Source organism: Synechococcus sp. HK01-R (genome assembly GCF_014217855.1).
Lineage (GTDB): Bacteria > Cyanobacteriota > Cyanobacteriia > PCC-6307 > Cyanobiaceae > Synechococcus_C.
Map to the genome: position 1 here is coordinate 2,165,726 of NZ_CP059059.1, position 23,410 is coordinate 2,189,135.

General features: G+C 60.7%; 29 protein-coding genes. 16 read left to right on the forward strand and 13 right to left on the reverse strand.

Translation table 11 applies throughout. The annotated features are described in order from the left end of the window. Nucleotides 1–43 precede the first annotated feature (43 nt). From H0O21_RS11515 to H0O21_RS11525, 3 genes are all read left to right on the forward strand, one after another. Nucleotides 44–538 carry a YbhB/YbcL family Raf kinase inhibitor-like protein gene (locus tag H0O21_RS11515; RefSeq protein WP_185189738.1) on the forward strand — a complete coding sequence of 165 codons (495 nt, stop codon included), beginning with the start codon at nt 44–46 and terminating at the stop codon, nt 536–538. Nucleotides 539–840: 302 nt separating this feature from the next. Beyond that, nucleotides 841–2,400, forward strand: coding sequence for a B12-binding domain-containing radical SAM protein (locus tag H0O21_RS11520; protein ID WP_185189739.1), 1,560 nt, complete (start codon nt 841–843; stop codon nt 2,398–2,400). Nucleotides 2,401–2,546: 146 nt separating this feature from the next. After that, nucleotides 2,547–2,723 (forward strand): hypothetical protein, encoded by a 177-nt coding sequence (locus tag H0O21_RS11525; RefSeq protein WP_161971414.1) that lies wholly within the window; start codon nt 2,547–2,549, stop codon nt 2,721–2,723. On the opposite strand, the gene H0O21_RS11530 is transcribed toward H0O21_RS11525, so the two are convergent. Further along, nucleotides 2,702–3,739, reverse strand: a complete 1,038-nt coding sequence (locus tag H0O21_RS11530) for a sensor domain-containing diguanylate cyclase (protein WP_370523050.1) — start codon at nt 3,737–3,739, stop codon at nt 2,702–2,704. The genes H0O21_RS11525 and H0O21_RS11530 overlap by 22 nt on opposite strands. 127 nt (nt 3,740–3,866) lie before the next feature. Continuing rightward, nucleotides 3,867–4,058: a hypothetical protein gene (locus H0O21_RS11535; protein WP_240789278.1), complete on the reverse strand. Its 192-nt coding sequence runs from the start codon at nt 4,056–4,058 to the stop codon at nt 3,867–3,869. A gap of 229 nt (nt 4,059–4,287) precedes the next feature. On the opposite strand from H0O21_RS11535, the gene H0O21_RS11540 reads away from it, so the two are divergent. Next, a complete protein-coding gene (locus H0O21_RS11540) occupies nt 4,288–4,899 on the forward strand; it encodes a response regulator transcription factor (RefSeq protein WP_185189741.1) in 612 nt (203 codons plus the stop codon). Here H0O21_RS11540 and H0O21_RS11545 read toward each other — a convergent pair. Further along, the gene (locus H0O21_RS11545) at nt 4,835–5,968 is read right to left on the reverse strand and encodes a sensor histidine kinase (protein WP_185189742.1); all 1,134 of its coding nucleotides are present in this window, start codon (nt 5,966–5,968) and stop codon (nt 4,835–4,837) included. The two genes, H0O21_RS11540 and H0O21_RS11545, sit on opposite strands and share 65 nt — an antisense overlap. A gap of 130 nt (nt 5,969–6,098) precedes the next feature. Further along, the gene (gene ppsA, locus H0O21_RS11550; RefSeq protein ID WP_185189743.1) at nt 6,099–8,489 is read right to left on the reverse strand and encodes a phosphoenolpyruvate synthase; all 2,391 of its coding nucleotides are present in this window, start codon (nt 8,487–8,489) and stop codon (nt 6,099–6,101) included. Nucleotides 8,490–8,700: 211 nt separating this feature from the next. On the opposite strand from ppsA, the gene H0O21_RS11555 reads away from it, so the two are divergent. Both H0O21_RS11555 and H0O21_RS11560 read left to right on the forward strand, forming a co-directional pair. Then, nucleotides 8,701–9,534, forward strand: a complete 834-nt coding sequence (locus H0O21_RS11555; RefSeq protein ID WP_185189744.1) for a sigma-70 family RNA polymerase sigma factor — start codon at nt 8,701–8,703, stop codon at nt 9,532–9,534. A 25-nt stretch (nt 9,535–9,559) separates the two neighbouring features. Continuing rightward, nucleotides 9,560–10,708 carry an SRPBCC family protein gene (locus tag H0O21_RS11560; protein ID WP_185189745.1) on the forward strand — a complete coding sequence of 383 codons (1,149 nt, stop codon included), beginning with the start codon at nt 9,560–9,562 and terminating at the stop codon, nt 10,706–10,708. Here the strand turns inward: H0O21_RS11560 and H0O21_RS11565 are convergent. The 6 genes from H0O21_RS11565 to H0O21_RS11590 all read right to left on the reverse strand — a co-directional run bounded on the left by H0O21_RS11565 (nt 10,685) and on the right by H0O21_RS11590 (nt 14,226). After that, nucleotides 10,685–11,035, reverse strand: a complete 351-nt coding sequence (locus H0O21_RS11565; protein ID WP_185189746.1) for a multidrug efflux SMR transporter — start codon at nt 11,033–11,035, stop codon at nt 10,685–10,687. The genes H0O21_RS11560 and H0O21_RS11565 overlap by 24 nt on opposite strands. Further along, entirely contained in the window at nt 11,035–11,340 is a 306-nt protein-coding gene (locus H0O21_RS11570) for a multidrug efflux SMR transporter (RefSeq protein WP_255441014.1), read from the reverse strand. The genes H0O21_RS11565 and H0O21_RS11570 overlap by 1 nt, the downstream gene beginning before the upstream one ends. A 124-nt stretch (nt 11,341–11,464) precedes the next feature. Further along, the gene (locus H0O21_RS11575) at nt 11,465–12,280 is read right to left on the reverse strand and encodes a dehydrogenase (RefSeq protein WP_185189748.1); all 816 of its coding nucleotides are present in this window, start codon (nt 12,278–12,280) and stop codon (nt 11,465–11,467) included. A gap of 54 nt (nt 12,281–12,334) precedes the next feature. Further along, on the reverse strand, nt 12,335–13,114 hold the full coding sequence (locus tag H0O21_RS11580) for a metal ABC transporter permease (protein ID WP_255441015.1): 780 nt from the start codon (nt 13,112–13,114) through the stop codon (nt 12,335–12,337). Between the two features lies 1 nt (nt 13,115). Further along, nucleotides 13,116–13,817 carry a metal ABC transporter ATP-binding protein gene (locus tag H0O21_RS11585; protein ID WP_185189749.1) on the reverse strand — a complete coding sequence of 234 codons (702 nt, stop codon included), beginning with the start codon at nt 13,815–13,817 and terminating at the stop codon, nt 13,116–13,118. Nucleotides 13,818–13,884: 67 nt separating this feature from the next. Then, nucleotides 13,885–14,226 carry a c-type cytochrome gene (locus tag H0O21_RS11590; protein WP_185189750.1) on the reverse strand — a complete coding sequence of 114 codons (342 nt, stop codon included), beginning with the start codon at nt 14,224–14,226 and terminating at the stop codon, nt 13,885–13,887. 88 nt (nt 14,227–14,314) lie between these two features. Here H0O21_RS11590 and H0O21_RS11595 point away from each other — a divergent pair, with 88 nt between their 5' ends. The 3 genes from H0O21_RS11595 to H0O21_RS11605 all read left to right on the forward strand — a co-directional run bounded on the left by H0O21_RS11595 (nt 14,315) and on the right by H0O21_RS11605 (nt 16,834). Further along, entirely contained in the window at nt 14,315–14,797 is a 483-nt protein-coding gene (locus tag H0O21_RS11595) for a flavin reductase family protein (protein WP_185189751.1), read from the forward strand. 97 nt (nt 14,798–14,894) lie between these two features. After that, nucleotides 14,895–15,779 (forward strand): metal ABC transporter substrate-binding protein, encoded by an 885-nt coding sequence (locus H0O21_RS11600; protein ID WP_185189752.1) that lies wholly within the window; start codon nt 14,895–14,897, stop codon nt 15,777–15,779. Between the two features lie 119 nt (nt 15,780–15,898). Continuing rightward, nucleotides 15,899–16,834: a hypothetical protein gene (locus tag H0O21_RS11605; protein ID WP_185189753.1), complete on the forward strand. Its 936-nt coding sequence runs from the start codon at nt 15,899–15,901 to the stop codon at nt 16,832–16,834. A gap of 199 nt (nt 16,835–17,033) precedes the next feature. On the opposite strand, the gene H0O21_RS11610 is transcribed toward H0O21_RS11605, so the two are convergent. Continuing rightward, a complete protein-coding gene (locus H0O21_RS11610; protein WP_185189754.1) occupies nt 17,034–17,372 on the reverse strand; it encodes a hypothetical protein in 339 nt (112 codons plus the stop codon). Between the two features lie 48 nt (nt 17,373–17,420). Between H0O21_RS11610 and H0O21_RS11615 the strand changes: the two genes are divergently transcribed. Genes H0O21_RS11615 through H0O21_RS11645 form a run of 7 tightly spaced genes read left to right on the forward strand, consistent with a single transcriptional unit; the run spans nt 17,421 to nt 21,395 of the window. Next, nucleotides 17,421–17,777, forward strand: coding sequence for a cation:proton antiporter subunit C (locus tag H0O21_RS11615; RefSeq protein ID WP_185189755.1), 357 nt, complete (start codon nt 17,421–17,423; stop codon nt 17,775–17,777). Further along, the gene (locus H0O21_RS11620; protein ID WP_185189756.1) at nt 17,774–19,276 is read left to right on the forward strand and encodes a proton-conducting transporter membrane subunit; all 1,503 of its coding nucleotides are present in this window, start codon (nt 17,774–17,776) and stop codon (nt 19,274–19,276) included. Before H0O21_RS11615 ends, H0O21_RS11620 begins: the two co-directional genes overlap by 4 nt. Continuing rightward, the gene (locus H0O21_RS11625; RefSeq protein WP_185189757.1) at nt 19,273–19,683 is read left to right on the forward strand and encodes a Na+/H+ antiporter subunit E; all 411 of its coding nucleotides are present in this window, start codon (nt 19,273–19,275) and stop codon (nt 19,681–19,683) included. Before H0O21_RS11620 ends, H0O21_RS11625 begins: the two co-directional genes overlap by 4 nt. Continuing rightward, the gene (locus H0O21_RS11630) at nt 19,680–19,928 is read left to right on the forward strand and encodes a hypothetical protein (RefSeq protein WP_185189758.1); all 249 of its coding nucleotides are present in this window, start codon (nt 19,680–19,682) and stop codon (nt 19,926–19,928) included. Before H0O21_RS11625 ends, H0O21_RS11630 begins: the two co-directional genes overlap by 4 nt. Next, nucleotides 19,928–20,212, forward strand: a complete 285-nt coding sequence (locus H0O21_RS11635; RefSeq protein ID WP_185189759.1) for a monovalent cation/H(+) antiporter subunit G — start codon at nt 19,928–19,930, stop codon at nt 20,210–20,212. Before H0O21_RS11630 ends, H0O21_RS11635 begins: the two co-directional genes overlap by 1 nt. Next, nucleotides 20,209–20,733, forward strand: coding sequence for a hydrogenase subunit MbhD domain-containing protein (locus tag H0O21_RS11640; protein ID WP_185189760.1), 525 nt, complete (start codon nt 20,209–20,211; stop codon nt 20,731–20,733). The genes H0O21_RS11635 and H0O21_RS11640 overlap by 4 nt, the downstream gene beginning before the upstream one ends. Then, nucleotides 20,730–21,395 carry a Na(+)/H(+) antiporter subunit B gene (locus tag H0O21_RS11645; protein WP_185189761.1) on the forward strand — a complete coding sequence of 222 codons (666 nt, stop codon included), beginning with the start codon at nt 20,730–20,732 and terminating at the stop codon, nt 21,393–21,395. Before H0O21_RS11640 ends, H0O21_RS11645 begins: the two co-directional genes overlap by 4 nt. Here the strand turns inward: H0O21_RS11645 and H0O21_RS11650 are convergent. Then, on the reverse strand, nt 21,392–22,723 hold the full coding sequence (locus tag H0O21_RS11650) for a hypothetical protein (RefSeq protein ID WP_185189762.1): 1,332 nt from the start codon (nt 22,721–22,723) through the stop codon (nt 21,392–21,394). The genes H0O21_RS11645 and H0O21_RS11650 overlap by 4 nt on opposite strands. Then, entirely contained in the window at nt 22,720–23,403 is a 684-nt protein-coding gene (locus tag H0O21_RS11655; protein WP_255441016.1) for a TIGR03943 family protein, read from the reverse strand. The genes H0O21_RS11650 and H0O21_RS11655 overlap by 4 nt, the downstream gene beginning before the upstream one ends. Between the last annotated feature and the right edge of the window lie 7 nt (nt 23,404–23,410).

A 23,410-nucleotide genomic window follows, 5' to 3' on the forward strand; every position in this document is an offset into this window, starting at 1 on the left:
GCCACCCCGTTTGCAGAGTGCTTGTGCATTGACCCGACAGCGCATGGCAAACAGCAACGGTAAGTTTCATCTCGATTCACCGGCCTTTCACAATGGCGATCTCATCCCCGCCATCCACGCTGCCGACAGTCTCAATCTCTCTCCCCCCCTGCGCTGGGCAGGCGCTCCCACGGGGACGAGTAGTTTCTCCTTGATCGTTGATGACCCGGATGTTCCTGCTGGGCCTTGGGTGCACTGGGTTCTCTTCAACATTCCTGCCGATCAACGCTCGCTGACGGCCGCTCAGCCCCAATCGCTGCAACTGTCCAATGGCGCACGCCATGGCAGCTGCTGGGGAATCAACCGCTATCAGCGCATTGGTTATCAAGGTCCGTTCCCGCCCAATGGGGAGCTGCACCGTTATGTCTTTCAGATCGCTGCCCTCGATTCCCATCTGCCCTTGCCAGCAGGCAGCACGGTGTCGGCCCTGCGGACAGCCATGCAGCCCCATGTGCTCGCGGAAGCCAGCCTGACCGGTCTCTACGGCCGCAGCACCTAAAGGACACCCCTTCTTTTCAGGAAGGCTGAAGCCGAGCCGCAGGAGGCGTTGATTGGATCATCACGGTCAAACAATCGTCATGACAGCCAGTGTTCTCGACATCCAACCATGACCCCGCTGCAGCCAACGTGGGCTGGTTTCTGCTCGGATTGCTCCTACTCCAATCGTTCAGTGCGTCGTCGTCATCAAAGGGGCTGAATCGCAGGCAGACGCGACGACGACGCGGTTGCGACGCGAAGCAGTAGCGCCCCCATCCATCGGCCCATGCAGAGACCAGCCTTCCCTGAGAAACCAAGGGATTCATGCGCGTGTTGTTGCTCTATCCGCAGTTCCCGATCACTTTCTGGAGCCTGCATGGAGCGCTGGAATTACTGGGGAGGAAGGTGCTTCTGCCACCTCTAGGTCTGATCACCGTGGCGGCATTACTGCCAGAGCGCTGGGAGTTGCGACTGGTGGACACCAACATCCGTCCGGTGAGCCTCCAGGACTGGGCCTGGGCGGATCTGGTGATCGCCTCCGCCATGCTCGTGCAACGCCATCACCTGGCGCAGCTCATTCGCAGCGCCAAGGAACACCAGCTACCGGTGGCCGTGGGTGGTCCCTTTGCCACGTCGACGCCGGATGCAGCGGAGTTAAGAGAGGCGGATTATCTGATCCTCGATGAAGGGGAAATCACGATCCCGCTGTTCTTGAAGGCCCTCGAACGAGGTCAGAAACAAGGACTATTTAAAGCGAGCGGTGAACGACCGGATGTGCAGACATCACCGATCCCACGTTTCGATCTACTCGACCAGCAGCACTACAGCCTGATGGCTGTGCAGTTCTCGAGGGGCTGCCCGTATCAATGCGAATTCTGCGACATTATTGTTCTCTACGGTCGCAAGCCTCGCACCAAGGAACCATCGCAGCTCTTGGCTGAATTCGACTGTTTATACCGCTTGGGATGGCGTGGCGAAATCTTCCTTGTTGATGACAATTTCATCGGCAACAAACGCAATGTGAAGCGGCTGCTGCCAGTGCTTCAGCACTGGCAGCGCATCCACAACTGGCCCTTCAGCTTCACCACCGAAGCCTCCCTGGATCTCGCACAAGATGAGGAGCTAATGATCGCCATGGCGATGGCAGGCTTCAAGCGTGTATTTCTCGGGATTGAAACTCCCGATCAAAACAGTCTCAAACTCACACACAAAGATCAGAACACACGCCACCCCCTAGACCAGGCTGTCGTTGCCATCACCGCCTATGGCCTGGAGGTGATGGCCGGATTCATCCTGGGCTTTGATGGCGAAACAAGCGGAGCCGGAGATCGCATCGTGCAGTTCATTGAACGCACCGGGATCCCCCTCGCCATGGTGGGCATCCTCATTGCGCTCCCGAACACCGCCCTGTGGGATCGACTGCAAAAGGAAGGACGGCTGCTGGAGAGCAGCGATGGATTTGATCAGGGGGTGCAGACCCACCTGCTCAACTTCCGCACGCAGCGGCCGATGCCGGAGATTGCTGGGGAGTTTCTTGAGGCCTTCTCCGCTCTCTATGACCCTCACGCCTATCTCGAGCGGGTGTATCGCTACTGTTGCGCCCTTGATGCGGGCCGACGACGCATCAGCAGCGATCAGCGTCAAGGCCGGAATTGGAATCAAGGCTCGGTGCTACTGCGTGGGCTGACCATTCTCTGCTGGCGCCAAGGGCTCCGACGCAAGACGCGCTGGCTGTTCTGGAAACGCTTGATTCAAATCAGCACACAGCATTCTCTGGTGCTGGGGGAATATCTCTGGCTCTTGATGCTCAATGAACATTTCATCTCCTATCAAGCAAGCATGAAAGATCAGGTGCAACAGCAGCTCAAACTACTTGCCACCTGACTACAGGCATCTCTGCACACAAAAAGAAGATGCCAAGGGGTGCACAGCGAATGTCCTGTCATGAAGCAACGATGAGGCAGTATCGCTTCACATGAATTTCTGAAAACAAATTACGCCGATTATCACGAGGCTCAGCCAATTCACCCATGGCCCAACAGCATCACGACGATGAGCTCAGCAAGCTGATCGCCTGGTTTGATGACCGAGACCCGGAAGCGGAAGCCTGGCTGAAAGACATGGCCGATCGCATCTTCATCCGTGCCTCCTTGGATCGGCTTTGCCAGACCCTGGAACAGCCTTCTTACCAATGGCCTGCGGAGTGAGCCGCGGCCATTGAAGGAATGCCATCGCGCAATTCAACGATCGCTCCATTGCCTTGAAGCCGCGCCAGTTCCAGCGCTTGTTCCGAGCGATGCACCAGAGCATCAAACCCCTCATCATCAACATGATTCAGGGCGAGGCCAGCAACCGGCAACATGCGATAGCCGGGGGGCGCAACTCCGAGGTCCAGGGTCGCCAACATCTGTTGAAACGTTCGAGCCAGCTCGAGACCTTCATCCGCATTGGCCAGTGGCAACAAAAGCGCAAAGCGATCGGCTTGAACGTGGGCGACAAAATCCTCGGGTCGGCAATGGCTGGCGATGGCACCGGCAACCTCCTGCAAAAAGCGATCTCCCTGTTCGTGGCCACAACATCGATTGATGGCGCGGAAGTTGTTGAGGTCGAGGAGTAACAGGGCAAGAGGACGCTCTGCGTTGAGCGCGCTCTGCCACTCCTTGCGTCCCACGCGAAGCAGCTGACCCAGGGTGGGAAGACCGGTCACCGGGCAGAGCAGGTGCTGTTCATGCCGCTCCAAAGCCAGGCTGACCAGGTCAGCAAGCCAGCGCAACTGTTGCAGCTGACGATCACTGGGCTGATGGGGTGCACGATGATCTAAGACACAGAGAGTGCCGAGACGTCCTCCGGAAGGCCCCTGAAGCACTGCTGCGGCATAGAAACGCACCCCCAGGGGATGACTCACCAGCGGGTTATCCCGAAAGCGGGGATCAATCGCGGCATCGGGCACCACGAAAAGATCCGCATCAGCCTCAATCGCCATGGAACAAAAGGACAACTCGCGAGGAATGGCCTCCAAATCACAGCCGTGACCCAGCAGAGGTTTCTGCTGATCGGCCTCCACCATCGACACCATCGCAATCGGAGTCGCCATACAGCTACTGGCGAGTTTGACCAACAACGCCAAGGCTGGATCATGCTCCAAGCCCGCACGATCGAGCCGTCGCAGCTCTCGCAAACGGCGAGTTTCCCGCCCTGTTCGTACAACTGATGCACAAGCCATGTCGCACCTCCCAATCGCCCCAAATCAAAACTAGGAGCAGAGTTTCGACCGCCGAAACGGGAGAGCCCCATGCGGGGACAAGCTTCACTGAGGCTTTGCTGAGTGAACGATGCCGGCGGGCCGAGACCTAAGCCGATCGGGACTGATCAAGGGACGATTCCAGCAAATACGCGGCAAGATTGCTCAGGGATCGACCTTCAAGTTGACTGCGCTCGATGAGGGCATTGAGGATTGAAAAGGGCAACGTCACCGTGAGCCGTTGACTCGAGCGAAAGGCAGCACGATCGGTCATCCGTCGATCGTCAAGGGAAGTGGCCATACAGAGCCTCATGCAGTTGATGGCCTGAGCTTGTAACTCCGAATAACCCGATCACAATCTCCCAAAACAGGGCATCCCATTAGTTGGATCGGTATAAACACTTAGGGGATCAAAAATCCCCGATCTAACAAATTCATGTTTTGCATCGTAGCAGCAGGGTCGGCCCATCCATGGGCCATTGCTTTCAATGCCCCCAGTGACTAGACCGAAGAGATCGAAGGATCTGCCCATGAAGGCACTTGTCCTTGATGACCACCGCATGGTGGGGCAAGCTCTTGCCGCTCTACTCAGGGAAGTGGCAGGGGTGCAGGTTCTCGGTGCCTGCAGCAGCGTGCAGGAATGCAGCTCGCTGATTGCTAAGCACAAACCCAACCTTCTGGTGGTGGATGTGAAGCTGAAAGGAGAAAATTATCGGGATGCTGTCGACCTGCTGCACCAACACCAACCGAAGGCGCAGCTTTTGTTCGTAACAGCTCTCGGCAACAAGTTTCGCCCCCCGGTCGAACTCCAACCGTTCACCGTTGCCGTGGTTGACAAAGCCTGCGCCTGGACGTCGTTATTGGATGCGGTCGAACAATGGCGCCGCCTTCATCAGCAACCCATCGATCAACCAACGATCAAGCAAATGCGTTTAATTGAAACACTGGCCCCGCGCGAAAGAAAACTTGTTCTGAAGCTCGGTCGCGGCATGCTCAACAAAGAAATAGCCAAGGATTTACAACTTAAAGAAGATACGATCAAAACCTATCGAAAGCAGGTTGCCTTGAAGCTAGGGGTTAGCGGTCCTCAATTGATTCGCCTGGCAACTCTCTATCGAAGCTGGTGCCTGAATGCAGGCTAAAACAAGGTAAATCGAGCAGAATTTCAGCTCCCCCGATGGTTGAAGAACAACCGAGAGCGACTCGGCCACCATTGGCTCGCGTAAAAGCCTGCACGGTTAACAAACCGAGTCCCATCCCATCGGGCTTCGAACTCATCAAAACCAGATCCTGAAGGTTTCGGGTCTTTAGTCCAGGACCGCTATCGGCAACGCTCAGGTGCACCCTTCCCTGTCTCGAGCACAAGCGCACTTCCAAATAACGATGACCAGGATCACTCTTCAACAGTGCTTCGCGAGCATTGGTTAGAAGATTACGCAAAACCATGACCATTTGAGATCGGTCCAAGTTCACCAGCAGAGGCGAAGACGGCAGATCTACACTCAAACCAATGGACTCCGAGTCTCGGATCGTCTTCATCGCAGCCAAGCAATCGCGAACGCAAGCAATCAGATCCCAAGGAGCAGGGCTGATCGAGCGTCGATGCGACAAGCGCACCATCGCCTGCACCGCCGTCTCGATCTCAACCCCAGCCTGAAACATGATCTGCAACCCAGAGCGCAGGGCATCCGGATCACTTTCGAGTGCCTCGGATTCCAGCTTGTGGAGCAGCAGACGAACTTGCAACTGCAACTGAGCGAGCGGCTGGCGCAGCTCATGGCTGAGCAGGCTCATCTGCAAACTCTGATTTAACTTGCTCTGAAGTTGATTCCGTTGAGCCTGGAGCTGGTTTTTCTGCCGCATGGTTCGTTTGCGCAGCTCCGCAATCCATACCAATCCAGTCAGCGCAAGCGGGCGCATCAGCAGATCAAAGCCGGGATACAGAACAAGCACCCCAGCATCGAGAAGAATCGCTAGCCCCGAATAAACGTAGAAACTCAACCCCACAAGCAACACTTGCAAGGGGCCGAGCAGCATGGCCCCAAGCACGACGGGCAAAAAACACCAGTCGAGCCAGGTGTGTTCATGGGTTCCCCCGGACCAATAGGTGATGAAGATGATCAAAGCCGTTGAGAGGCTCAGGGCCAGTGTCATGGCCCAGTCAGCCAGCCCATGCCCAGGACGCCAGCGGGCCATCCATATCTGAGACATCAGCCCACTCGAGGTTGCGCCACCTTGAGCACTAAACCATCAGAGTGCAATCCCAGCTTGATGGTTGAACACTTTCAGGATGAGCGCGTCCGCTGCAACCCATTGCTGGGGCAGCGTGATGCTGCCTGCTTCAAGCCAACCCCAGGGCCGCTTCAATCGTCGCCACCTTGAGTCGCATCCGCAGCACGGCGTCGGGATTCAGGCTGAGGGAATCAATGCCCTCCCCGACGAGGAACTCGGCGATCGAAGGGTGATCACTCGGCGCCTGCCCGCAGAGACCCACCGGCTTGCCATTGCGCTTGGCCGCACGGATCAGAAGCTGCATCATCGCCAGCACCGACGGGTCGCGCTCATCAAAACAAGCGGCCATCTGTTCTGAATCACGATCGAGGCCGAGCGTCAGCTGGGTGAGATCGTTGGAGCCAATCGAAAAGCCATCGAAGCGTTGCGCTAACGCATCCGCACACATCGCATTGCTTGGCAACTCGCACATCACATAGATCTGCAACCCCTCCTGCCCACGCACCAAGCCATGGCTGGCCATCTCCGCCAGGACCTGATCAGCCTCCGTCAAGCTGCGGCAGAACGGCACCATCGGGATGACATTGGTGAGACCGAGCTGAGCACGCACCCGCAGCAGCGCCTGACATTCCAGGGCAAAGGCCTCCCGAAACCCCTCGGAGCTGTAGCGCATGGCACCCCGCCACCCCAACATTGGATTCGCCTCGACGGGCTCGAAAGGACTGCCGCCAATCAGATGGCCGTATTCATTGCTCTTGAAATCCGAGAAGCGCAGCAGCACTGGTCTGGGGTAAAAGGCCGCAGCGATGCGCGCCATCCCCTCCGCCAGCTGATCCACGTAGTACGCCACCGGACTTGAGGCATCTCCGACAATCTCCGCAATTCGCTGTCGTTCCAGGGGGTCGCCAATCCGTTCCGGATGCAGCAAAGCCATCGGATGCACCCGAATGTGGTTAGCGATCACGAATTCGAGCCTTGCCAGCCCAACCCCGTCACAGGGAATCGAAGCCAGTTTGAACGCCTCCTCCGGATCGCTCACAGTCATCAGAATCTTGGTTCGAGTGACGGGGAGATTGCCCAGATCCCGTTCCTCCACGTGAAAGGGCACCTCCCCGCGATACACGCGCCCCTCCTCGCCCTCACAACAGCTGGCGGTGATCGCCTCCCCTGATTCAATCCTTGCGGTGCCATCACCCGTCCCGACAATGGCGGTGAGCCCCAACTCACGGGCCAGGATGGCCGCATGGCAGGTGCGTCCCCCACGATCCGTGATCACACCAGAGGCTCGTTTGAGGATCGGTTCCCAATCGGGGTCTGTGCGGGTGGTGATCAGCAACTCGCCGTCTTGAAAGCTCTGGATCTCCCTCGGGGAGCGAAGCACCCGGGCCTTTCCGGTGCTCACCCCAGAACCGATGGCTCGCCCGCGGCAGATCGGCTCACCACTGTCGCCATCCAAGACCCAACGGCGCAGTACTGATCCGTAATGCCTGGAGTGCACGGTTTCGGGGCGGGCCTGCAGGATGAAGAGTTCACCGCTCTCGCCATCCTTCGCCCACTCGAGGTCCATGGGAGTGGCGTGGCCAGACACCTGGCTGTAGTGGGCTTCGATCCGGCAGGCCCAGTGGCCAAGCTGAAGCACCTCCCCCTGGGATAGCGCAAAGCGATGCTGATCCTCGGGACGCACGGATTCAGATCGCACGCTGCCTTCCGGAGTGAGCACACAGCGCCGCGCTTTTGAACCGCAACGACGACTGAGGATCGCCGGGTATCCCAGCTCAAGCGTTGGCTTGAACAGCCAATACTCATCGGGATTCACATCCCCCTGCACCACCGATTCACCTAGGCCATAGGCGGCATTGAGCAACACCACATCTGGGAAGCCCGATTCGGTGTCGAGTGTGAACATCACACCCGAGCAGCCCAGGTCGGATCGGACCATGCGTTGAATGCCAATGGCTAGGGCCACACCGAGTGAGTCGAAGCCATGCATCTGCCGATAGGCAATTGCCCGATCGCTGAACAGTGAGCTGTAGCAGCGCCGGCATGCCGCCAGCAGTGCTGCCTCCCCCTGCACATTCAGAATCGTGTCCTGAAGCCCGGCGAAGGAGGCCTCGGGCAGATCCTCGGCGGTAGCGCTGGAGCGCACCGCCACCGGCGGTGAACCCATGCTGCGGTAGGCGTCACGAATGGCCCCGACCAGGGCCGCCGGAAGCGTGGTCTGCAGCACCAGGGCCCGCGCCGCTGTGCCAGCCGCCTGCAGCGCCTTGAGATCGCTGACGTCCAAGCCAGCAAGCAAGCGCCTCAGCGGATCACGCAACCGGCCCTCATCCAGAAGGAGGCGAAAGGCCTCGGTCGTGGTGGTGAAGCCACCGGGAACCCGAATCCCCTCGCTGGTCAAGGCTTGAAGCATCTCGCCAAGCGAGGCGCACTTTCCGCCCACGGCGGCAACACAGCGCAGATCGACCGACTCCAGCGGCAGCAGCAGATCCGATCTCACCACCCACCGCACCCCCAGGAGTCATCGCCAGGTCGCTGGTGCCGGTGAGATGCAGCGAGACGAGCCATACGACGCGGTTGATCGCGATGCCATCAGTGTGGGAAGGCCGAGCCGACAGTTCTGAAAACGAGACAACAACTGCTCCAGATCCGCAGCAGTCCGAACAGATCGAGGGAATCCCCCTAAGACCTGCGCATCCGACAAAAGCCGACCGATGCGCGACGGTGCCGTGACGATGATTCTCAATAGTGCTGGTCGCCAACCGATCCCGACACGGGCTGAGCAGCTGCATCTCGCCCGGCTGATCCAGCAGGGTGAAGCAGCAGATGCCACCCCGAAGCAACGCAAGGCCGGACAACGCGCACGCCAGCGGTTGGTGATCGGCAACATGCGTCTGGCCGTGGCGGTCGCCCGTCGATTGATGCCACGACTCAAAAGTGGTGCCAGCCTGGAATTCGCCGATCTGATCCAAGAGGCAATCATCGGCCTGAATACAGCAGCGCTCCGCTTCGATCCCGAGCGGGGTTGCAGTTTCAGCACCTACGCCGTCTGGTGGTGCCGACAATCGGTGCAGCGACTGATTCAAGTGCAAGCGTCAACGATTCGAATTCCAGCCCATGTGCAGGACATGGAGCGGCGCTGGAACTTCCGACCACCAACACAGAACCTGGAGCAGTTCTGCCAGGAATGGCAAACCAATCCGGCGAGCATGGAAATGATCCTGATGGTGGTGAATCAGGCACGCACTCGCAGTTTCGATGGTCCACACCATCCCCAAGACGCGGAGAGTGGCCTGAATCTCTCCGAACAGATTGGTGGTACGAGTGACGATCCCCTCGAGCAGATCGATCGCCGCCTGATGCTGGATCGCCTGCAAGCGGCGATGCCGGAGGAACTAGCCCTCCTGGAGCGCCACGTGGTGAAACGAGACAGCACGAAAGAGCTGGCCAAAGAACGCTCCATCAGTGCCACCGCCATGGGCCGTCAACTCCAACGGGCACGTCAACGCTTGCGCACGGTGTTGGAACGGGACACGGGCCATTGCTAGGAAAGAGCAAGCGAGCGAAAGCGGCATGGCATCCGAGCAAACCTGGAACCGTGAAGGGTTACCGGCCTGGAGTTACCGCAGCGATCGGATCATGGCGCTTGAAAAAGAACGGGTGTTTCTGAACCACTGGCATGTGGTCGGGCATATCAATGACCTCAAGGAGAAAGGCGACTGGCTGAGTTTCGATTTGCTTGGAGAACGAGCTCTTGTAATCCGGGGTGGGGATGGGTCAATCAGAGCGTTTCACAACACGTGCCGACACCGAGGTTCCCGGCTCGTTGAAGGTGATCAAGGTCATTGCCGTGGGGCGTTGATGTGCCCTTTTCATGCCTGGGTTTACACCCTTGAAGGAGATCTCAAAACCCCATCTCAACCAGACAAGTTTCCTGCACTTGACAGCAAAGAATGGGGACTAAAGCGATTGGAGCTGGAGATCTGGCGAGGCTTCCTCTTTCTGCGTTTTGAACCTGGCCCGCAGGGCTCGATCGCTGAAATGATGGGGCGACACGAGGACGAACTCAGTGTTTACCCGCTCGAATCACTCCAACCAACGGATGGCCTCTACACCAGCCCGATCACTCCGGTGAACTGGAAAGCGATGGTCGATGTCGACAACGAGTGCTACCACTGTCCCACCGCCCATCCGGGCCTCACCGATCTCTACGGACGCTGCTACGAGGAAGGTCCATGGATTGATGGAACCCATCGAATCCGAGGCCCCTTCAACGAGAACCCATCACGGCGAGAGTTGAATCAGCGCTATCGAGAGCTGGTGGAGCAACATCCGGAACCCTTCCGCTCCATTCCACAAGCGTGGCTTTACATCGGCCTATTTCCAGTCTCAGTCCTCGTCTTCTATCCCGAATCGGCAGGCTTCTACCGCTCTATTCCGCTCAACGCGCAGACCTCGGTGATGACGGGTGCGACATACAAGTACGACGGAGAAAGCGAGAGCATGACACTGGCCAGAGAAACATCCACAGCCATCGACGCGGAGGTGATGCTGGAGGACAAACATATCTGCGAACTGCACTATCAAGCCACTTCGTCAAAATATTGGGATCATGGGCTACTCGGGGACTCTGAAAAAGCGTTACGAGAACACCACGACACCCTCCGCGAACTCATCCCTGAACTGAACAGCTCCAAATCACCTGGCGACTCCTGGCACTGACTCCACTAAGCCCGGATAGTTCGAGATCATGACTCCCAAGAAGATGAGAAGCAAGCCAAGAGCAACTTTCCATCCAAACTTCTCTTTGTAAACGAGAATTCCCGTCAGAGTCACAACAGACATGCCGAGGCCAGACCAGATGGAATAGGCAATGGCAAGGGGCAGCCTTGCCAAGGCCTGACCCATAAAAGCGAACGAAAGGATGTATCCGAAGACCGCAACAGAACCCAGGACTGGCCTCTTGAAACCATTGGAACCCTTCAATGCGGTCGTGCCAATATTCTCAAAAAGAATGGCGACAATCAGAACGGCGTAACCAAGCCACATCAGGCCACCTCCTGCTGGGCTGAATTCAAAACCAGAATCCCTACAAACACGAACAACAACCCAACAATCACCGCCGGAGTCATCAACTCCGAAAAAATCACAATGCCGATCACACTGGCCACCACCATACCGATACCAACCCATAGGGCATAAGCAAATCCCATAGGGAGTACGCGCATGCTGCGCCCGAACCAGAGCATCGACAAGGAATAACCAGCGATCGCCAAAAGTGTTGGCAGCAGCTGAGAAAAACCATTGGACGCCTTCATCGCTGAGGTTCCCACCTGTTCAGCAGCGATCGCCAAGAACAATTCCACAAGTGCAAGCCAGCGTCGACGGTGTGTTGTCGTGGGCCCAGGAGCAGCTTCCATCTCAAGTCATTGAAAATCCTCTCTCTGTTATGGCAAAGATCTTGATCGACAACCAAATTCAGCGCAGTCCAACGGTCGGGCCCTCACTTGGCTGAAGACCTGGGGTAGCCAAACCTTCACGGAGAGCCTTCACCACACGGCTGGCGATCTGCTCAAGGGTGGGCTGCCGGCGAGACGGATCCCGCAGGCTTGCTTCCAGCACGCCTTCAAGTTGGCCGATCTCGAGCATCGAGATCCCCCGGCGGGGTGCACCGAGGATGCCGCGATAGTGGTAGGGATAGGCCCCAAATTCCTTCGCCAGCGCCTCATCCAGCACGGAAAAGCCAAAGGCCACAGCTGGAATCACTCCAGGCCCCACCCCATGGGGCGCGTAAGCGTCGTAGTGAATCTCCAAGACGTAGCCACCACGCGATGCATGGTCGTAGCCGACAGCCCAATTGGTGCGGGGATCCTGCTCGTTGCGAATCGTGCGCACGCCGGGGTCATAGAAGCGGATGTTGAGGCCCTGCCGCTGGCCTTCTGCCACCACCGCCTTGGCCGTGAGCAGGTTCCAATACAGCTCATCGGTGATCCCCGCTTGCATCGGCGCCGCTCCACCAAGATCCACCGCCCGCCCGGGAGTTCCCGAGCCATGCATCCGCTGGGAGTCGGCATGGCCGGCCATGACCAGGATCGGCATTTGCTTACTGGGAACCACCGTGCCGACCCAGTTTTTGCCACGCCCGGCAGCTGCGGGCATCGGCGGCAGTCGGGGCACCAGGCGCTGAGACTCCGGGTCTGGAGCATTCATGCTCTCAAGAATGTCCATCAGACCGGCCTGAACAGGGCTGATGGCGCCGAGAGCGCCAGCCAACAGCAGGGCGATGGGACGCATGGGAATCAGCATGAGTGCCCCATCGTGCCGTGACGCCGTTCTTTCGTCACCTCTTCAAGTGCGTTCTCCGCGCATGCCCGGCACGCAGAGCAGCAGGAGACAGGCCACACCGATCAGAGGACCGGGCGGAAGATTGAGGGGAATGGCAAGCAGAAAGCCCCCGGCACTGAGAGCCAAACCCACCAGGGAGGCCGCACAAATGGCCGCCCTCAAACTGGAGGCACGACGAAGACCCGGCAGCACCGGGGCACACAGCAGCCCAATCACGAGAATCACCCCCACAGCGGCCATCGCGCTGACAATCACCAAGGCCGTGACCAGCGCCATCGCCAGGCGCAGCACCCGCACCGGCAAACCGGAAGCCGCTGCACCCTCTGAATCGACCCCCAGATACACCAGCTGGGAGTAACGCCCCATCACCAGCGCACCCAGAGCAGAGGCTGCGACCAGCACCCTGGCCAGATCCCACCAGGTCACGGTCAGCAGATCTCCGAACAGCAACGCGTCGAGATCAAGACGCAGATTCAGAAGCGGAATCAGCAGCACCCCCAGACCCAAAAAGCCAGCGAGCACGGTGTTCACCACCGCATCGTGATTGGCAATCCTTCCCCGTTGCAGGCGCTCCGCCAGCAGCGAACCAAGCAGGCCACTGATCACCCCCCCGATCGCTGGATCAATCCCAAAAGCCACCGCCACAGCAAGCCCTGGAAGCACGGCATGGGAGATCAGGTTGGCCTGCAACTCCCGCCGTTGTGTGACCAGCAGGGTTCCTGCCGCAGGGCAGAGAACACCGATCAACAGTGTCATCAACAGGGGCAAGAACCAAATCTCCATCTCAGCCGCAGCAGTGATTACCGGGATCCACAAGCCCGCTGAGGGAGCGACGCACCGCGGCAGGGGAACCATCGGCGAGAACCCTGCCCTGCAGCACGATCACCCGGTCATAGAGGTCGAGCGCTTCCCCCCAGTCATGGCTGCTCACCAAAAGAGTGTGACCGACGGATACGAGCTGGCGCATCAAACGAAGCAACTGATCCCTTGAGGGTGGATCGATCGCAGAACAGGGTTCATCGAGCAGCAACACCGTGGAGGGCTGAACCAAAGCACGGGCCAGGAGGGCACGTTGCTGTTGACCGCCGGACAGGGCATCCAGACGCCGTGAGGCCAGTGCCGACAATCCAACCCGCTGCAGGGCGGCCTCACGCTCACAACAGGCCCGAGCTGGTGAGCGCAGGGCGCCGAGAGCGACAAATTCGCGCACCGTGATCGGGAAGGACCAATCGATGCGGCTGCGCTGAGGCATGAGGACAACCCGCTCGCGGCAGTCCTCAATCGGAACGTCCTCGCAATGCACGGATCCGGACCGAGCGGCGAGCTGTCCCTGCAGCACCTGCAAGAGGGTGGACTTACCGGCGCCATTGGCACCAACCAAAGCAGTCAGGGTTCCCGCCTGAAGCGTGAGGGACACGTCCTGAAGGACAACCTGCGATCCGTAGCTGACAACAAGGTCCTTTGCGACCAGTACTGCTTCAGACACGCCGGAATGCAACCGACTTCAATGGTATGAGAGCCCAGCGGAACAACCACAGGGCTCTCGAGAGTGGTCAGCTCCAGCCGTTGCCAGCCTGTTGCTCGACGTAGGCCGCCACATCGGCGATATCTGTCTCACTGAGCTTGCCACCAAAAGCAGGCATGGCGTTCTTGCCGTTGGTCACCTGATAGGCAATGGCGCTCTCATGGCCACTACCGTAGTTAGCGAGATAGGCATCCAGATCAGCCTGTTGAAGAGTGCGCTGACCGTTCACCACGTTGCCACCACCGATGTGGCAGGCGGCGCAATTGGCGGAGAAGATCTGAGCACCGTGGGCAGCATCAGCAGCGAAGGTCGCAATCGGAGAAAGCAGACCAATCAAGAGTGCGAAAACAGCACCAACAAGAATGCGCATGGTCAATCAAAAATCGACCTAATACTGCGGCCTTAAGGCCCACCCTGCGCAGGGAGCCAGGATGGTGTGATCAATCGTCATTCTCACGATGCCCCTCGACGCCGACGCCAAGAAAACCCTGCTGCGCAAGATCCCCCACGGACTGTTCATCTGCGGCGTCGCCGAAGGCGACACGATCAATGGCTTCACGGCCAGCTGGGTCACCCAGGGCTCATTCGAGCCGCCGCTCGTTGTGATGGCGGTGCGAGCCGACAGCACCAGCAACGGCATGATTCAACGCACGGGACGGTTCTCCCTCAACGTGCTCGCGGCCAACCAAAAAGACCTGGCGGCTGTGTTTTTCAAGCCTCAGCAAGGGGTGGGTGGACGCTTCGAAGCCGCGGCGTTAAGCCTCGGCGAGCTGGGTCTGCCGATCCTCAGTGATGCCCTTGGCGCGGTGGAGTGCGAGCTGGTGGGTCAAGTGGCCCATGGCGACCACACCGTCTTCGTCGGCGAGGTCAAAACAGCCGTGCTTCACCGCGATGGCGAGGCCCTGGAACTCAGCAGCACCGGCTGGAACTACGGCGGCTGAGCGGGATCAAGGCTCGCCGGTCGCCCGCACCAAGCCCATCCATTGCCTCGTAAAGTGAGAACGATTATCATTTCGCAGACCAACAGTCTGACTTGCTGTGGTTCTTTCTGTTCTCTCGGGCCTCCTGCTTGCCTCGGCGCCAACCACCCCAATCGTGGTGGCAGCCGACGGGGTGCTGTGCGACATCACCCGCACCCTGGCCGGCAAGTCCGCGAAGGTGGAGTGCTTAATCCCCCCAGGCGCTGACCCTCACACCCTGGCCCTTCGCCCAACGGATCGGCGAGCTCTCCAACAGGCCCGCCTGGTCCTGATCAACGGATACAACCTCACACCAGCACTGAAGCGGATCGCAACCAGCGCTCCTGTTGTTGCCGTTGCCGAACGGGCCGTTCCGAAGGCCAGCACCGCTGATCCTCACGTGTGGCACGACCCCAACCAGACCAGCGCCATGGTTGCCACTGCCGCCCAAGCCTTGACCCCGATCGTTAGCCCCCAGGAGCGCGCAGCCATCAACCGCCGACGCGTGGCAATGACCAACGTGCTCCAGGCACTTCAGCAATGGACGGGTCGTCAGATCGAAAGCGTTCCCAAACCCCAGCGGGTGCTGGTGACGGAGCACCGTGCCTTCTCCGCCTTTGGCCGCCGCTATGGGGTCAGAGAACTTCCCGTGATCGACTCATATGCCACAGGCGGCATTCTTCGACCCGCCAGCCTGCGAGCGATCACGGATGCGATTCGGCAATCAGGCAGCAAAGCCATCTTTGCCGAAGCACTTCCGCCTTCTAAAACACTGCGTCGCATCAGCCGAAGCAGCGGTCTACCGATCGCCAAACAAGCACTGTTTGCCGATGGACAGGCCCCTGGCAAAAGTCTCATCCAGACGGCAACAAGCAACGTCTGCACGTTTGTGCTCGCCCAGGGCGGTCGCTGTAATCAGCAGGCTGCAGCAGAACTGCAAACACGCTGGGCTGCCATTCGCTGAGCATTCTCCACATCTCAATCACCAGTTTTATGACCATGAGATCCATACAACAATGCAGCCTAAAAGCAGCCTCCGCCCTCGTAGCACTGCTTGGAGGGACTGGCTTGTGTCATCCAGTCATGGCCCACGGTGGAGCAGGAGGCGACGAGCCACTGGCCGCTGGCGAATTCCGATCAATTCCAACAATTACAATCGAAGGACACGGTGGTTTTGAAAACAATTTAGAAGGACATCCGCAGCACTATGCGATTGACGGCATGTTCGGCGTTGTTCTTGAGTGGGGACTAGCAAACAACGGCAGTTTTGCTATTGAGGCACAACTTGGACCGGCCTTTGTTTGGGGAGAAGCTGAACATTTTTACGGACGAGTGCATGTTGAATCCGAAAGCCATGCTCACGAAGAACACGCGTCAGAACACCAACATGACGACCACGAAGAACACGCGTCAGAACACCAACATGACGACCATGGCAATCACGCTCATGCCCATGGATCAGGCGCCCCTTTTCGTCGAACTGATATCAAGGGATTTGTCCAGGCGCGTTATCAGCCCAATGATCGCCTGGCGTTGTCGGTGGCCTGGGAGCCTTATTACGTCACGGGTGCTGAAGGAGAAGATTTTGGCATTGGCCTGAAGAATGAACTTGGCGCTGAAGTGGTCTATGCCTTCGGCGATGGTGATGTGAACTTTGCCCTAGGCGATGGCCTCGAGTCTGTCATTGACGGTGTATTTGTTTCAGTCGAAAATAGAAGCGGCTGGGAATCTGATGGCACCTTTATTGGCAATTACACCGATCCATGGCTTGGCTTTGGTTTTAACATTGATCTGCTAAATATCACCTTTTCTGGTGGTCCGCGCTTTTACACGCCGGGAAGTTATTCCGGCTTGTCACAGCGTACCGACTGGGGTGGAGAGATCGAGTTGGACTATCCCATTGCAGACAATGTGGTGCTGTTTGCCCACTGGGAACCCGTCTACACCACGGAAGCCGGCCAGGGCTGGGGCGTTGGCTGGCAGCACCATGTCGGAACAGGGCTCAGCTTGTTGTTCTAAGAACAGCCTGATTTGCGCCGCTGTGCCATTGATTGCCCGGCCCTGTCACTTTCTGGCTGGGCCCAGCCGAATGATCACGCCAGGGTGGTGCAAGTTAGCCATCCCGCCCCCATGCTTCGCCTCCACGGGACCCGCGACAGCCTGCTGGCTGCACTGACAGCCCACTGGGCCGATCAGCAGCTGCAGCTGCCGTCAGGCATCAAGCCCACTGCCGCTCGACCAACTGCTTCTTGCTAACGCTGCCGAGATCCATCCCGGCGCCAAGTTCAACGGCAGCACCGGGATAGGAGAACTCTTCAAAACTGCCGAGCGATCCGCTGTTGGTGCGCATCGTGGGCCAGTTCATCCCCACCGCACCGGTGACATACCAAGGTGAAGCAGCCGGTTCGGCTCGCGCGGGTCGGGCCTGAAGGCTGAAGGCCATCACCCCTCCCAAGCCAAGGCATGACCACCAGAGTCGTCTTGACGCCATCCCCATCACCGTGATCAGCAACACCAATCGGCCGGCCAGACTAAAGCGAGGTCGTCGCCTGCTCACCTCCCCTAACGTCATCCAGCACACGGGTTTCAGCAGGGCTGAACGTTGATGGCTGCGATCCGGCTCCTGGAACTATTGATCTTGCTCACGGCCCTGATCGGCTTCTGCGGGCTGCTGCTGCGCAAAAACCTGATCCAGAAAGTGCTGGCGATGGATGTGCTCGGCAGCGCCGTGGTCGCCCTGTTTGTGCTGCTGGCCGCCCGCACCGGGCTGCGCAGTCCGATCCTGCCCACGGGCGACCAACCCCTCACCCAGGCCCTGCTGCAGAACGCCGATCCGATTCCCCAGGCGGTGATCCTCACGGCGATCGTGATCGGCCTCTCGATTCAGGCCCTGCTGCTGGTGGTGATCAGCCGCCTCTCGGCGGTGGATCCCTGCCTAGAACCGGAGAGCTTTGAAGAATGAGCCCACTCGCTCTCCCCATCACCGCCCTGCTGGGCCCCTACCTGGCCGCCTTTCTCAATGCCCTGCTGCCCTCCCTCGGGCGGCCTTTGTTGCTCGCCTGCAGCCTGAGCAGTGCCGGGCTTGGCCTGAAGGCGATCCTCAGCAGCAGCCCGCAGCTGCTGGCCTGGCTCGGCCCCCTCGGCGTGCAGCTGGCCATCGACCCTCTGGCGGGTTGGTTTCTGCTTCTCGATGGCCTGGTGTTTGGCGCCGTGTTGCTCGATGGCTGGAGCCGACCGCAACGACCCAGCCAACTCACTCTGATGCTCGTGCTGCTGGGTGGCCTGGGCGGGGCCGCTGTGGTGACTGATCTGATCAGCCTTTACGTGACCCTGGAGGTGATCAGCATCGCCGCCTTTCTGCTGATCCTCTCTGAGACCGACACCAACCTCTGGATCGGCCTGCGCTATCTGCTGATCGGCAACACCGCCATGAGCCTGTATCTGGTGGGTGCTGCCTTGCTCTATGCCCAGACGGAAAGCTTCGGCCTCAGCGAGGCCTCAGCGCTGCCCCTCTGCGCGGGCCATGTGTTCCTGCTGATCGGCCTCTTCACCAAAGGCGGCCTCTTCCTGAATGGGTTCTGGCTGCCCGCCACCCATGCGGCAGCCGCAGCACCCATCTCGGCCCTGCTCTCAGGCTCGGTCGTGACCGCCGGGGTGATCCCCCTGGTGCGCTTCAGCCTCCTCAATGAAGCGCTGGCCCTGCGCATCGGCGCGGTGGGGCTGGCCAGCGCGCTGCTGGGCGTGATCGCAGGCCTGATCTGCACCGATGTGAAGCGATTGCTGGCCTGGAGCACCCTGTCGCAGATGGGATTGCTGGTGTTGATGCCCGCCAGCGCCGGCCTCTTCGGCCTGGCCCATGGGCTGGCCAAGGCCGTGCTCTTTCTCAGTTGCCGTCAGCTGCCCACCCGGGCGCTGGCCCACTGGAACCTCGCGCACTGCCGCCCGGATCAGCGCCTCGCCTTCTGGCTGGCCCCCCTCTCCCTCGCCGGCCTGCCGCCCCTGATCGGTGCCCTGGCCAAAACCGGAACCCCCTCCCTCACCGGCCCCTGGCTCGCGCCCCTGCTCAGCCTGATCGCGATCCTGGCGATCGCGGTGTACGCCCGTCTCTGGAGCCGGGGCGAAACAACGCATGCACCTGGAGATCTGACCCAAGCGACCGCCGCAGGCGCCCGGGGGTGGTCGGCGGGAGTGGTGCTGCTGCTGGCGCTGTTATGGCTGCCCCTGCTCCGGCCCGCCTCCCTCACCTCCCTGCTGTTGCCCTCCAAGTGGCTCTGGCTCGGCGCGAACCTGGCGGCAGGCCTGCTGCTCCATCAACTGCTGCAGCCAAAACGCCAGGGTCCAACCGACGCTCCCAGCACCGCCCCTCCTTTTGCGCTTGAACGCCTGGAACACCTGATCGGGGGGCTGGGCTTGATGGGCAGCGGCCTGCTCCTGAGCCTGCCGGGAGGTTGGCCGCGATGACCTGGTTGCTCAGCTGCCTCTTCCGCCTGCTGCTCTGGTTCCTGCTCACCGGCGATCGCTCCGGCCTGAACCTGCTCATCGGCGCGATCGTGGCCGTGTTGTTGCCCCAACGGCGCGGCCGCAGCGATCTGTTGTCGTTGCTGCGGGCGCTGGTTCAGGCGATCGCCGCCATCCCCCATGCCTATGCCGAAGCCTTTCGGCTGATGCTGGCGCCGGCGGAAACGGAACAGTGGCTGGAGCGGCCCTCAAGCGGCACCCGCACCGCAGCAGCGATCTTCCTTGAGGTGTTCGCCATCACGCTCACGCCCTTCACCCTGGTGCTCGGGGTCAGCGCCGGGCCCGATGGCCCCACCTACCGCATCCATCAGCTGCAGCCGAGCAGCGGCCTCGAGGAGCGGGAACCATGACGCTGCTGCTCTGGGGCATGGTGCTGGCCCTGCTGGTGCCGATCACGGTGATGGTGCGACCGATTCCCGCCTGGGATCGCCTGGCGGCCTTCGCCAGCGTGTCGACCAAGGTGGCAATGATCATCCTGGTGGTGGCGGTGATCCGCAATGAGCGGATGCTCGCCCTGGTGGGTGCGATCGCCCTGAGCGCCGGCAACGCCGGCATGATGCTGCTCGCCCATCTGCTGCGGGAGGTGGAAACCTGATGCACGCCTGGCTCCATCCCCTCAGCCAGATCCTGCTCAGCATCGGCCTGCTGATGTGGTTCTGGGGCACCTGGCCCCTGCTGCAGCAGCGCAGCCTGCTGGTGAAGCTGCATCGCCTCTCGGTGGCCGACACACTCGGCTCGGCCCTGATGCTCGCGGGGCTCTGGCTGCGCCGCGCTGATCTCTGGCCTCTGCTGCTGCTGGCGCTGATCGGCCTGATGCTCTGGAACACGATCTTCGGCTACGTGCTCGCCAGTTCCTCCCAGACCCCCCGAAGCCGATGAATGCCTTGCTCAGCCTGCAGGGACAGCTGGATGTGCTGCTGCCGATCACGGCCCTGCTTCCCCTCTGCGCCCTGCTGTTGGTGAGTCAGTCGAGCCCCTGGCAGAGCCTGATGCTGCGCGGCATCCTCGGCTCCCTCTCCACCCTGCTTTACGCCCTGCTCGGCGCCGTGGATGTGGCGCTCACCGAAGCCCTGGTGGGCACCTTGCTCTCCACCACCCTCTACGCGGTGGCGATGCGCTCCTCCATGACCCTGCGCCTCGATGACCGGCGCCAGGAAGCCGGCAGCGAAGACGAGGAGTTGCTGCAGTGGATCAGCCCCCTGAATCTCCGGCTTCGGCTGATGACCAGCGCCGACATCATCAGCGGCCAGACCAGGGTGCGCCATGGCTGGCTCGAGGAGGGCCGCACCCTGGTGCTCACCCGGGCCGCCCTGGCACGACGCCTGCGGAACGCACCGGGATTCGAACGCTGGCAGGCCCTTGGCGGCAGCCTCCGCCTCCAGGAGGACGCAACGGCATGAACTGGATCTGGATCTATCTGCTGGCAGCGATCGCCCTGTTCGCGGCCCCCTTGCAGAGCGCATTGCCATCCGTGGATGGCATCACCACCAGCATCGAAACGATCCGGCAACAGACCGGGGTGCCCAATCTCGTGTCGGGGGTGATCCTGCAGACCCGCCTGTTCGACACGGTGGCGGAGGTGGTGGTGTTCACCCTGGCCGCCAGCGGCGTGCGCCAGGTGCTGAGCGGTGAACCCCAGCGCCTGAGGGTGCGCGGCATGGTGGATGCGCCTTCCCGGGTGCTCTGCGAGGTGGGATCCACCGTGGCGGCCCTGATCGCCGTGGAACTGGCCCTGCGTGGTCACCTCAGCCCCGGCGGCGGTTTCGCTTCGGGGGTGGCGGGCGGCACCGCGATCGGCCTGCTGTTGATCAGCGGCGGCGCCGAGCGCTACGAAGGCTTGTATCGCCGTTGGCGGGCCGATTGGCTCGAAAAAGTTGCCGTGGTGATGTTCATCCTGATCGCCGCGGCCTCCCTGGCCGGGCTCGAGCTGCCCCAGGGGCGTTTCGGTGCCCTGTTCAGCGGCGGCTGGATCCCGCTGCTCAACGCCCTGGTGGCCATCAAGGTGACCCTCGGCTCCTGGGCGATGATTCAACGACTGGTGCGGCACCGCGGCTTGCTTTAAGGCAGCCAGCGGGCCAGCGCCACCGGAGAATCGAGCACGGTGAGCTGGAGCCCCGCCAGCGTCATCAGGGCCGGTTGGGCCGCTCTCTGCGGGCCCTTGCGCAGGGTGAGCAACAGCTGTTGCCCCACCGGATCAAAACCGAGGGATGTTCCGCTCTCCAGCGACCACGGCGCCAGGGAACGCCGGCCCGTCACTTGTCCCTGCTGATCGAGCTGCAGCAAGGTATCCGTACTCTTCACGCCCCCTTCTCGCAGCACCATCCAGATGCGTGTGCCCATCGCATCACAACTGGCCGCCATCACCGCCTGCTCCCCCAACCAGAGCTGGCGGGGAGCCTGAGACGGAATCACCAACTCCAGGGAGCGCCGGTAGTCGGGCCAGTGACGCACTAACACCGCCCGGCCGGCGCCACTGCAGAAGGCGCGCAGATCCCTGCTGCCTGGCAGGAGCTGCTGCCGCCGCTCCGTGCCACCATCCGCCGACAGCAACGCCTCCAAGGAAGCCAGGGCAAGACCGTTGTCGGTCGGGAGGACCACGGCCCCACCACTCGGCAGGAGCTGCATCGTGCCCGACGGTGTGACATCGAGCAATCGACGACGACCCTTCCGTTCCAACAGAGTGATCTGATCACTGCCAGGCTCTTGACCACCGGTCTGAATGAGTAGATCTCCCTGACGGTCGGCGCTCAGGTGCACAAACATCTGGGCAGGGGCTGTGAGCGGAAATGCCTGCTCCCGCTCCGGAAACGACGGACGCTTCAGGGCCGGCACCAATGCGCGGGACTTCAACCGTTGCAACCAACCTCGCTGATAGCCCTGAGCATCAGCACTGACATAGGCCACGCCAGCGCCTTGGCCAATGGGCTCAACCTGCAGGATGCGCGGATGCAGGCCGCTGAGGGGCATCCAGGTGCCGTCATGGCGACGCAACCGCAGTTGTTCCCCCTGGGGCGTGCGGGCCACCACCAGCAGATGGGGGCGTGGATCCCACCACCACGTCGTTTTGCGCAGGGGAAGACCGCGGTTGTCTTCACCGCCCAACTCGAGCAGCAAGGGTTGACGCAGCGGCTGCTTCAGATCAAGCAGCAACCGGAACAACCGTTGCTCTCCCTGAAAGCGATGGGGGCGATCGGGCTGCATCCGACTGCGCTGCACAACAGACGTCATGCGCATCGGACGACTGAACCGCAGGTCGAGCGCAGCGGCAGCGGAATGCACCGGCGCCGGTGCGATGCTCTCGAGATGAGGCGGTTGACGCAGCAGGATCTGCTGCTGGACGATCGCCAACCCGCCGGAAGCGATCAGCAGCAGGAACAGCGCCTGCCTCATGGCTCGAGGGGCCGGTCCGGTCGCGGGATCGGCTTGATCCTCTCCGGCACCACCACCGGTCTCTGTCGACCTTCCACGTTCTTCACCGTCATGGTGCCTTCAATTTCCAGCCACTGATTCACCGCTGGCGCCACCCCACCGGGCCAGGCCACATCCAAGCCGGCTGGTGTGGCATCAGCAAGACAACAGCGCACCAGCAAACGCGCCAGCTGGGGCGGCTCCCCGGCACGCTCCAGAACGAATCCACTGATCCGCACCGGTGACCCATCATGCAGAGCGGGATCAGGCTGACTGCGCAGCAAGCGCACCCACTCGGTGAGGCTGCGTTGCTCAGGGGGCAGGTGGAACATCAGGGACGGGCCCTCGGGCAGCGCCGTAGGCCGGGTGGCCGCCAGGTCACTGAAGGAGGGTGCCGGTGGAAAGACCAGCACCGCAGCTGCCGCCCCAGCGCTCAACAACCAGTGCCAGGGCACAACTCCACTCGCTCGCGAGCGCAGGGCCTGAGGTCGGCGCCGCCGCCCGATGGGCAGCCACCAGAGAACGGCAAGGGCGAGCAACAGAGCGCCGGCAAGGTTGACCAGAGGGTGAAACGCCTCCCTGAGGAGTAGAGACAGACGACCGGACCAACCGCTCCAAAGCAACAGCCACCCCCAGAGCGCCAAAAGCAGTGAAGGAGCCATCGCTGCC

Coding starts and splice junctions, on each gene's coding strand:
- H0O21_RS11605 (WP_185189753.1), top strand. CDS start 15,899: ATGGCCCACGGTGGAGCAGGAGGCGACGAGCCACTGGCCGCTGGCGAA.
- H0O21_RS11515 (WP_185189738.1), top strand. CDS start 44: ATGGCAAACAGCAACGGTAAGTTTCATCTCGATTCACCGGCCTTTCAC.
- H0O21_RS11575 (WP_185189748.1), bottom strand. CDS start 12,280: ATGCGTCCCATCGCCCTGCTGTTGGCTGGCGCTCTCGGCGCCATCAGC.
- H0O21_RS11630 (WP_185189758.1), top strand. CDS start 19,680: ATGACGCTGCTGCTCTGGGGCATGGTGCTGGCCCTGCTGGTGCCGATC.
- H0O21_RS11525 (WP_161971414.1), top strand. CDS start 2,547: ATGGCCCAACAGCATCACGACGATGAGCTCAGCAAGCTGATCGCCTGG.
- H0O21_RS11535 (WP_240789278.1), bottom strand. CDS start 4,058: ATGGCCACTTCCCTTGACGATCGACGGATGACCGATCGTGCTGCCTTT.
- H0O21_RS11620 (WP_185189756.1), top strand. CDS start 17,774: ATGAGCCCACTCGCTCTCCCCATCACCGCCCTGCTGGGCCCCTACCTG.
- H0O21_RS11520 (WP_185189739.1), top strand. CDS start 841: ATGCGCGTGTTGTTGCTCTATCCGCAGTTCCCGATCACTTTCTGGAGC.
- H0O21_RS11560 (WP_185189745.1), top strand. CDS start 9,560: ATGGCATCCGAGCAAACCTGGAACCGTGAAGGGTTACCGGCCTGGAGT.
- H0O21_RS11530 (WP_370523050.1), bottom strand. CDS start 3,739: ATGGCTTGTGCATCAGTTGTACGAACAGGGCGGGAAACTCGCCGTTTG.
- H0O21_RS11615 (WP_185189755.1), top strand. CDS start 17,421: ATGGCTGCGATCCGGCTCCTGGAACTATTGATCTTGCTCACGGCCCTG.
- H0O21_RS11595 (WP_185189751.1), top strand. CDS start 14,315: ATGCCCCTCGACGCCGACGCCAAGAAAACCCTGCTGCGCAAGATCCCC.
- H0O21_RS11625 (WP_185189757.1), top strand. CDS start 19,273: ATGACCTGGTTGCTCAGCTGCCTCTTCCGCCTGCTGCTCTGGTTCCTG.
- H0O21_RS11655 (WP_255441016.1), bottom strand. CDS start 23,403: ATGGCTCCTTCACTGCTTTTGGCGCTCTGGGGGTGGCTGTTGCTTTGG.
- H0O21_RS11555 (WP_185189744.1), top strand. CDS start 8,701: ATGCGCGACGGTGCCGTGACGATGATTCTCAATAGTGCTGGTCGCCAA.
- H0O21_RS11635 (WP_185189759.1), top strand. CDS start 19,928: ATGCACGCCTGGCTCCATCCCCTCAGCCAGATCCTGCTCAGCATCGGC.
- H0O21_RS11540 (WP_185189741.1), top strand. CDS start 4,288: ATGAAGGCACTTGTCCTTGATGACCACCGCATGGTGGGGCAAGCTCTT.
- H0O21_RS11590 (WP_185189750.1), bottom strand. CDS start 14,226: ATGCGCATTCTTGTTGGTGCTGTTTTCGCACTCTTGATTGGTCTGCTT.
- H0O21_RS11580 (WP_255441015.1), bottom strand. CDS start 13,114: ATGGAGATTTGGTTCTTGCCCCTGTTGATGACACTGTTGATCGGTGTT.
- H0O21_RS11650 (WP_185189762.1), bottom strand. CDS start 22,723: ATGAGGCAGGCGCTGTTCCTGCTGCTGATCGCTTCCGGCGGGTTGGCG.
- H0O21_RS11645 (WP_185189761.1), top strand. CDS start 20,730: ATGAACTGGATCTGGATCTATCTGCTGGCAGCGATCGCCCTGTTCGCG.
- H0O21_RS11640 (WP_185189760.1), top strand. CDS start 20,209: ATGAATGCCTTGCTCAGCCTGCAGGGACAGCTGGATGTGCTGCTGCCG.
- H0O21_RS11565 (WP_185189746.1), bottom strand. CDS start 11,035: ATGTGGCTTGGTTACGCCGTTCTGATTGTCGCCATTCTTTTTGAGAAT.
- H0O21_RS11545 (WP_185189742.1), bottom strand. CDS start 5,968: ATGTCTCAGATATGGATGGCCCGCTGGCGTCCTGGGCATGGGCTGGCT.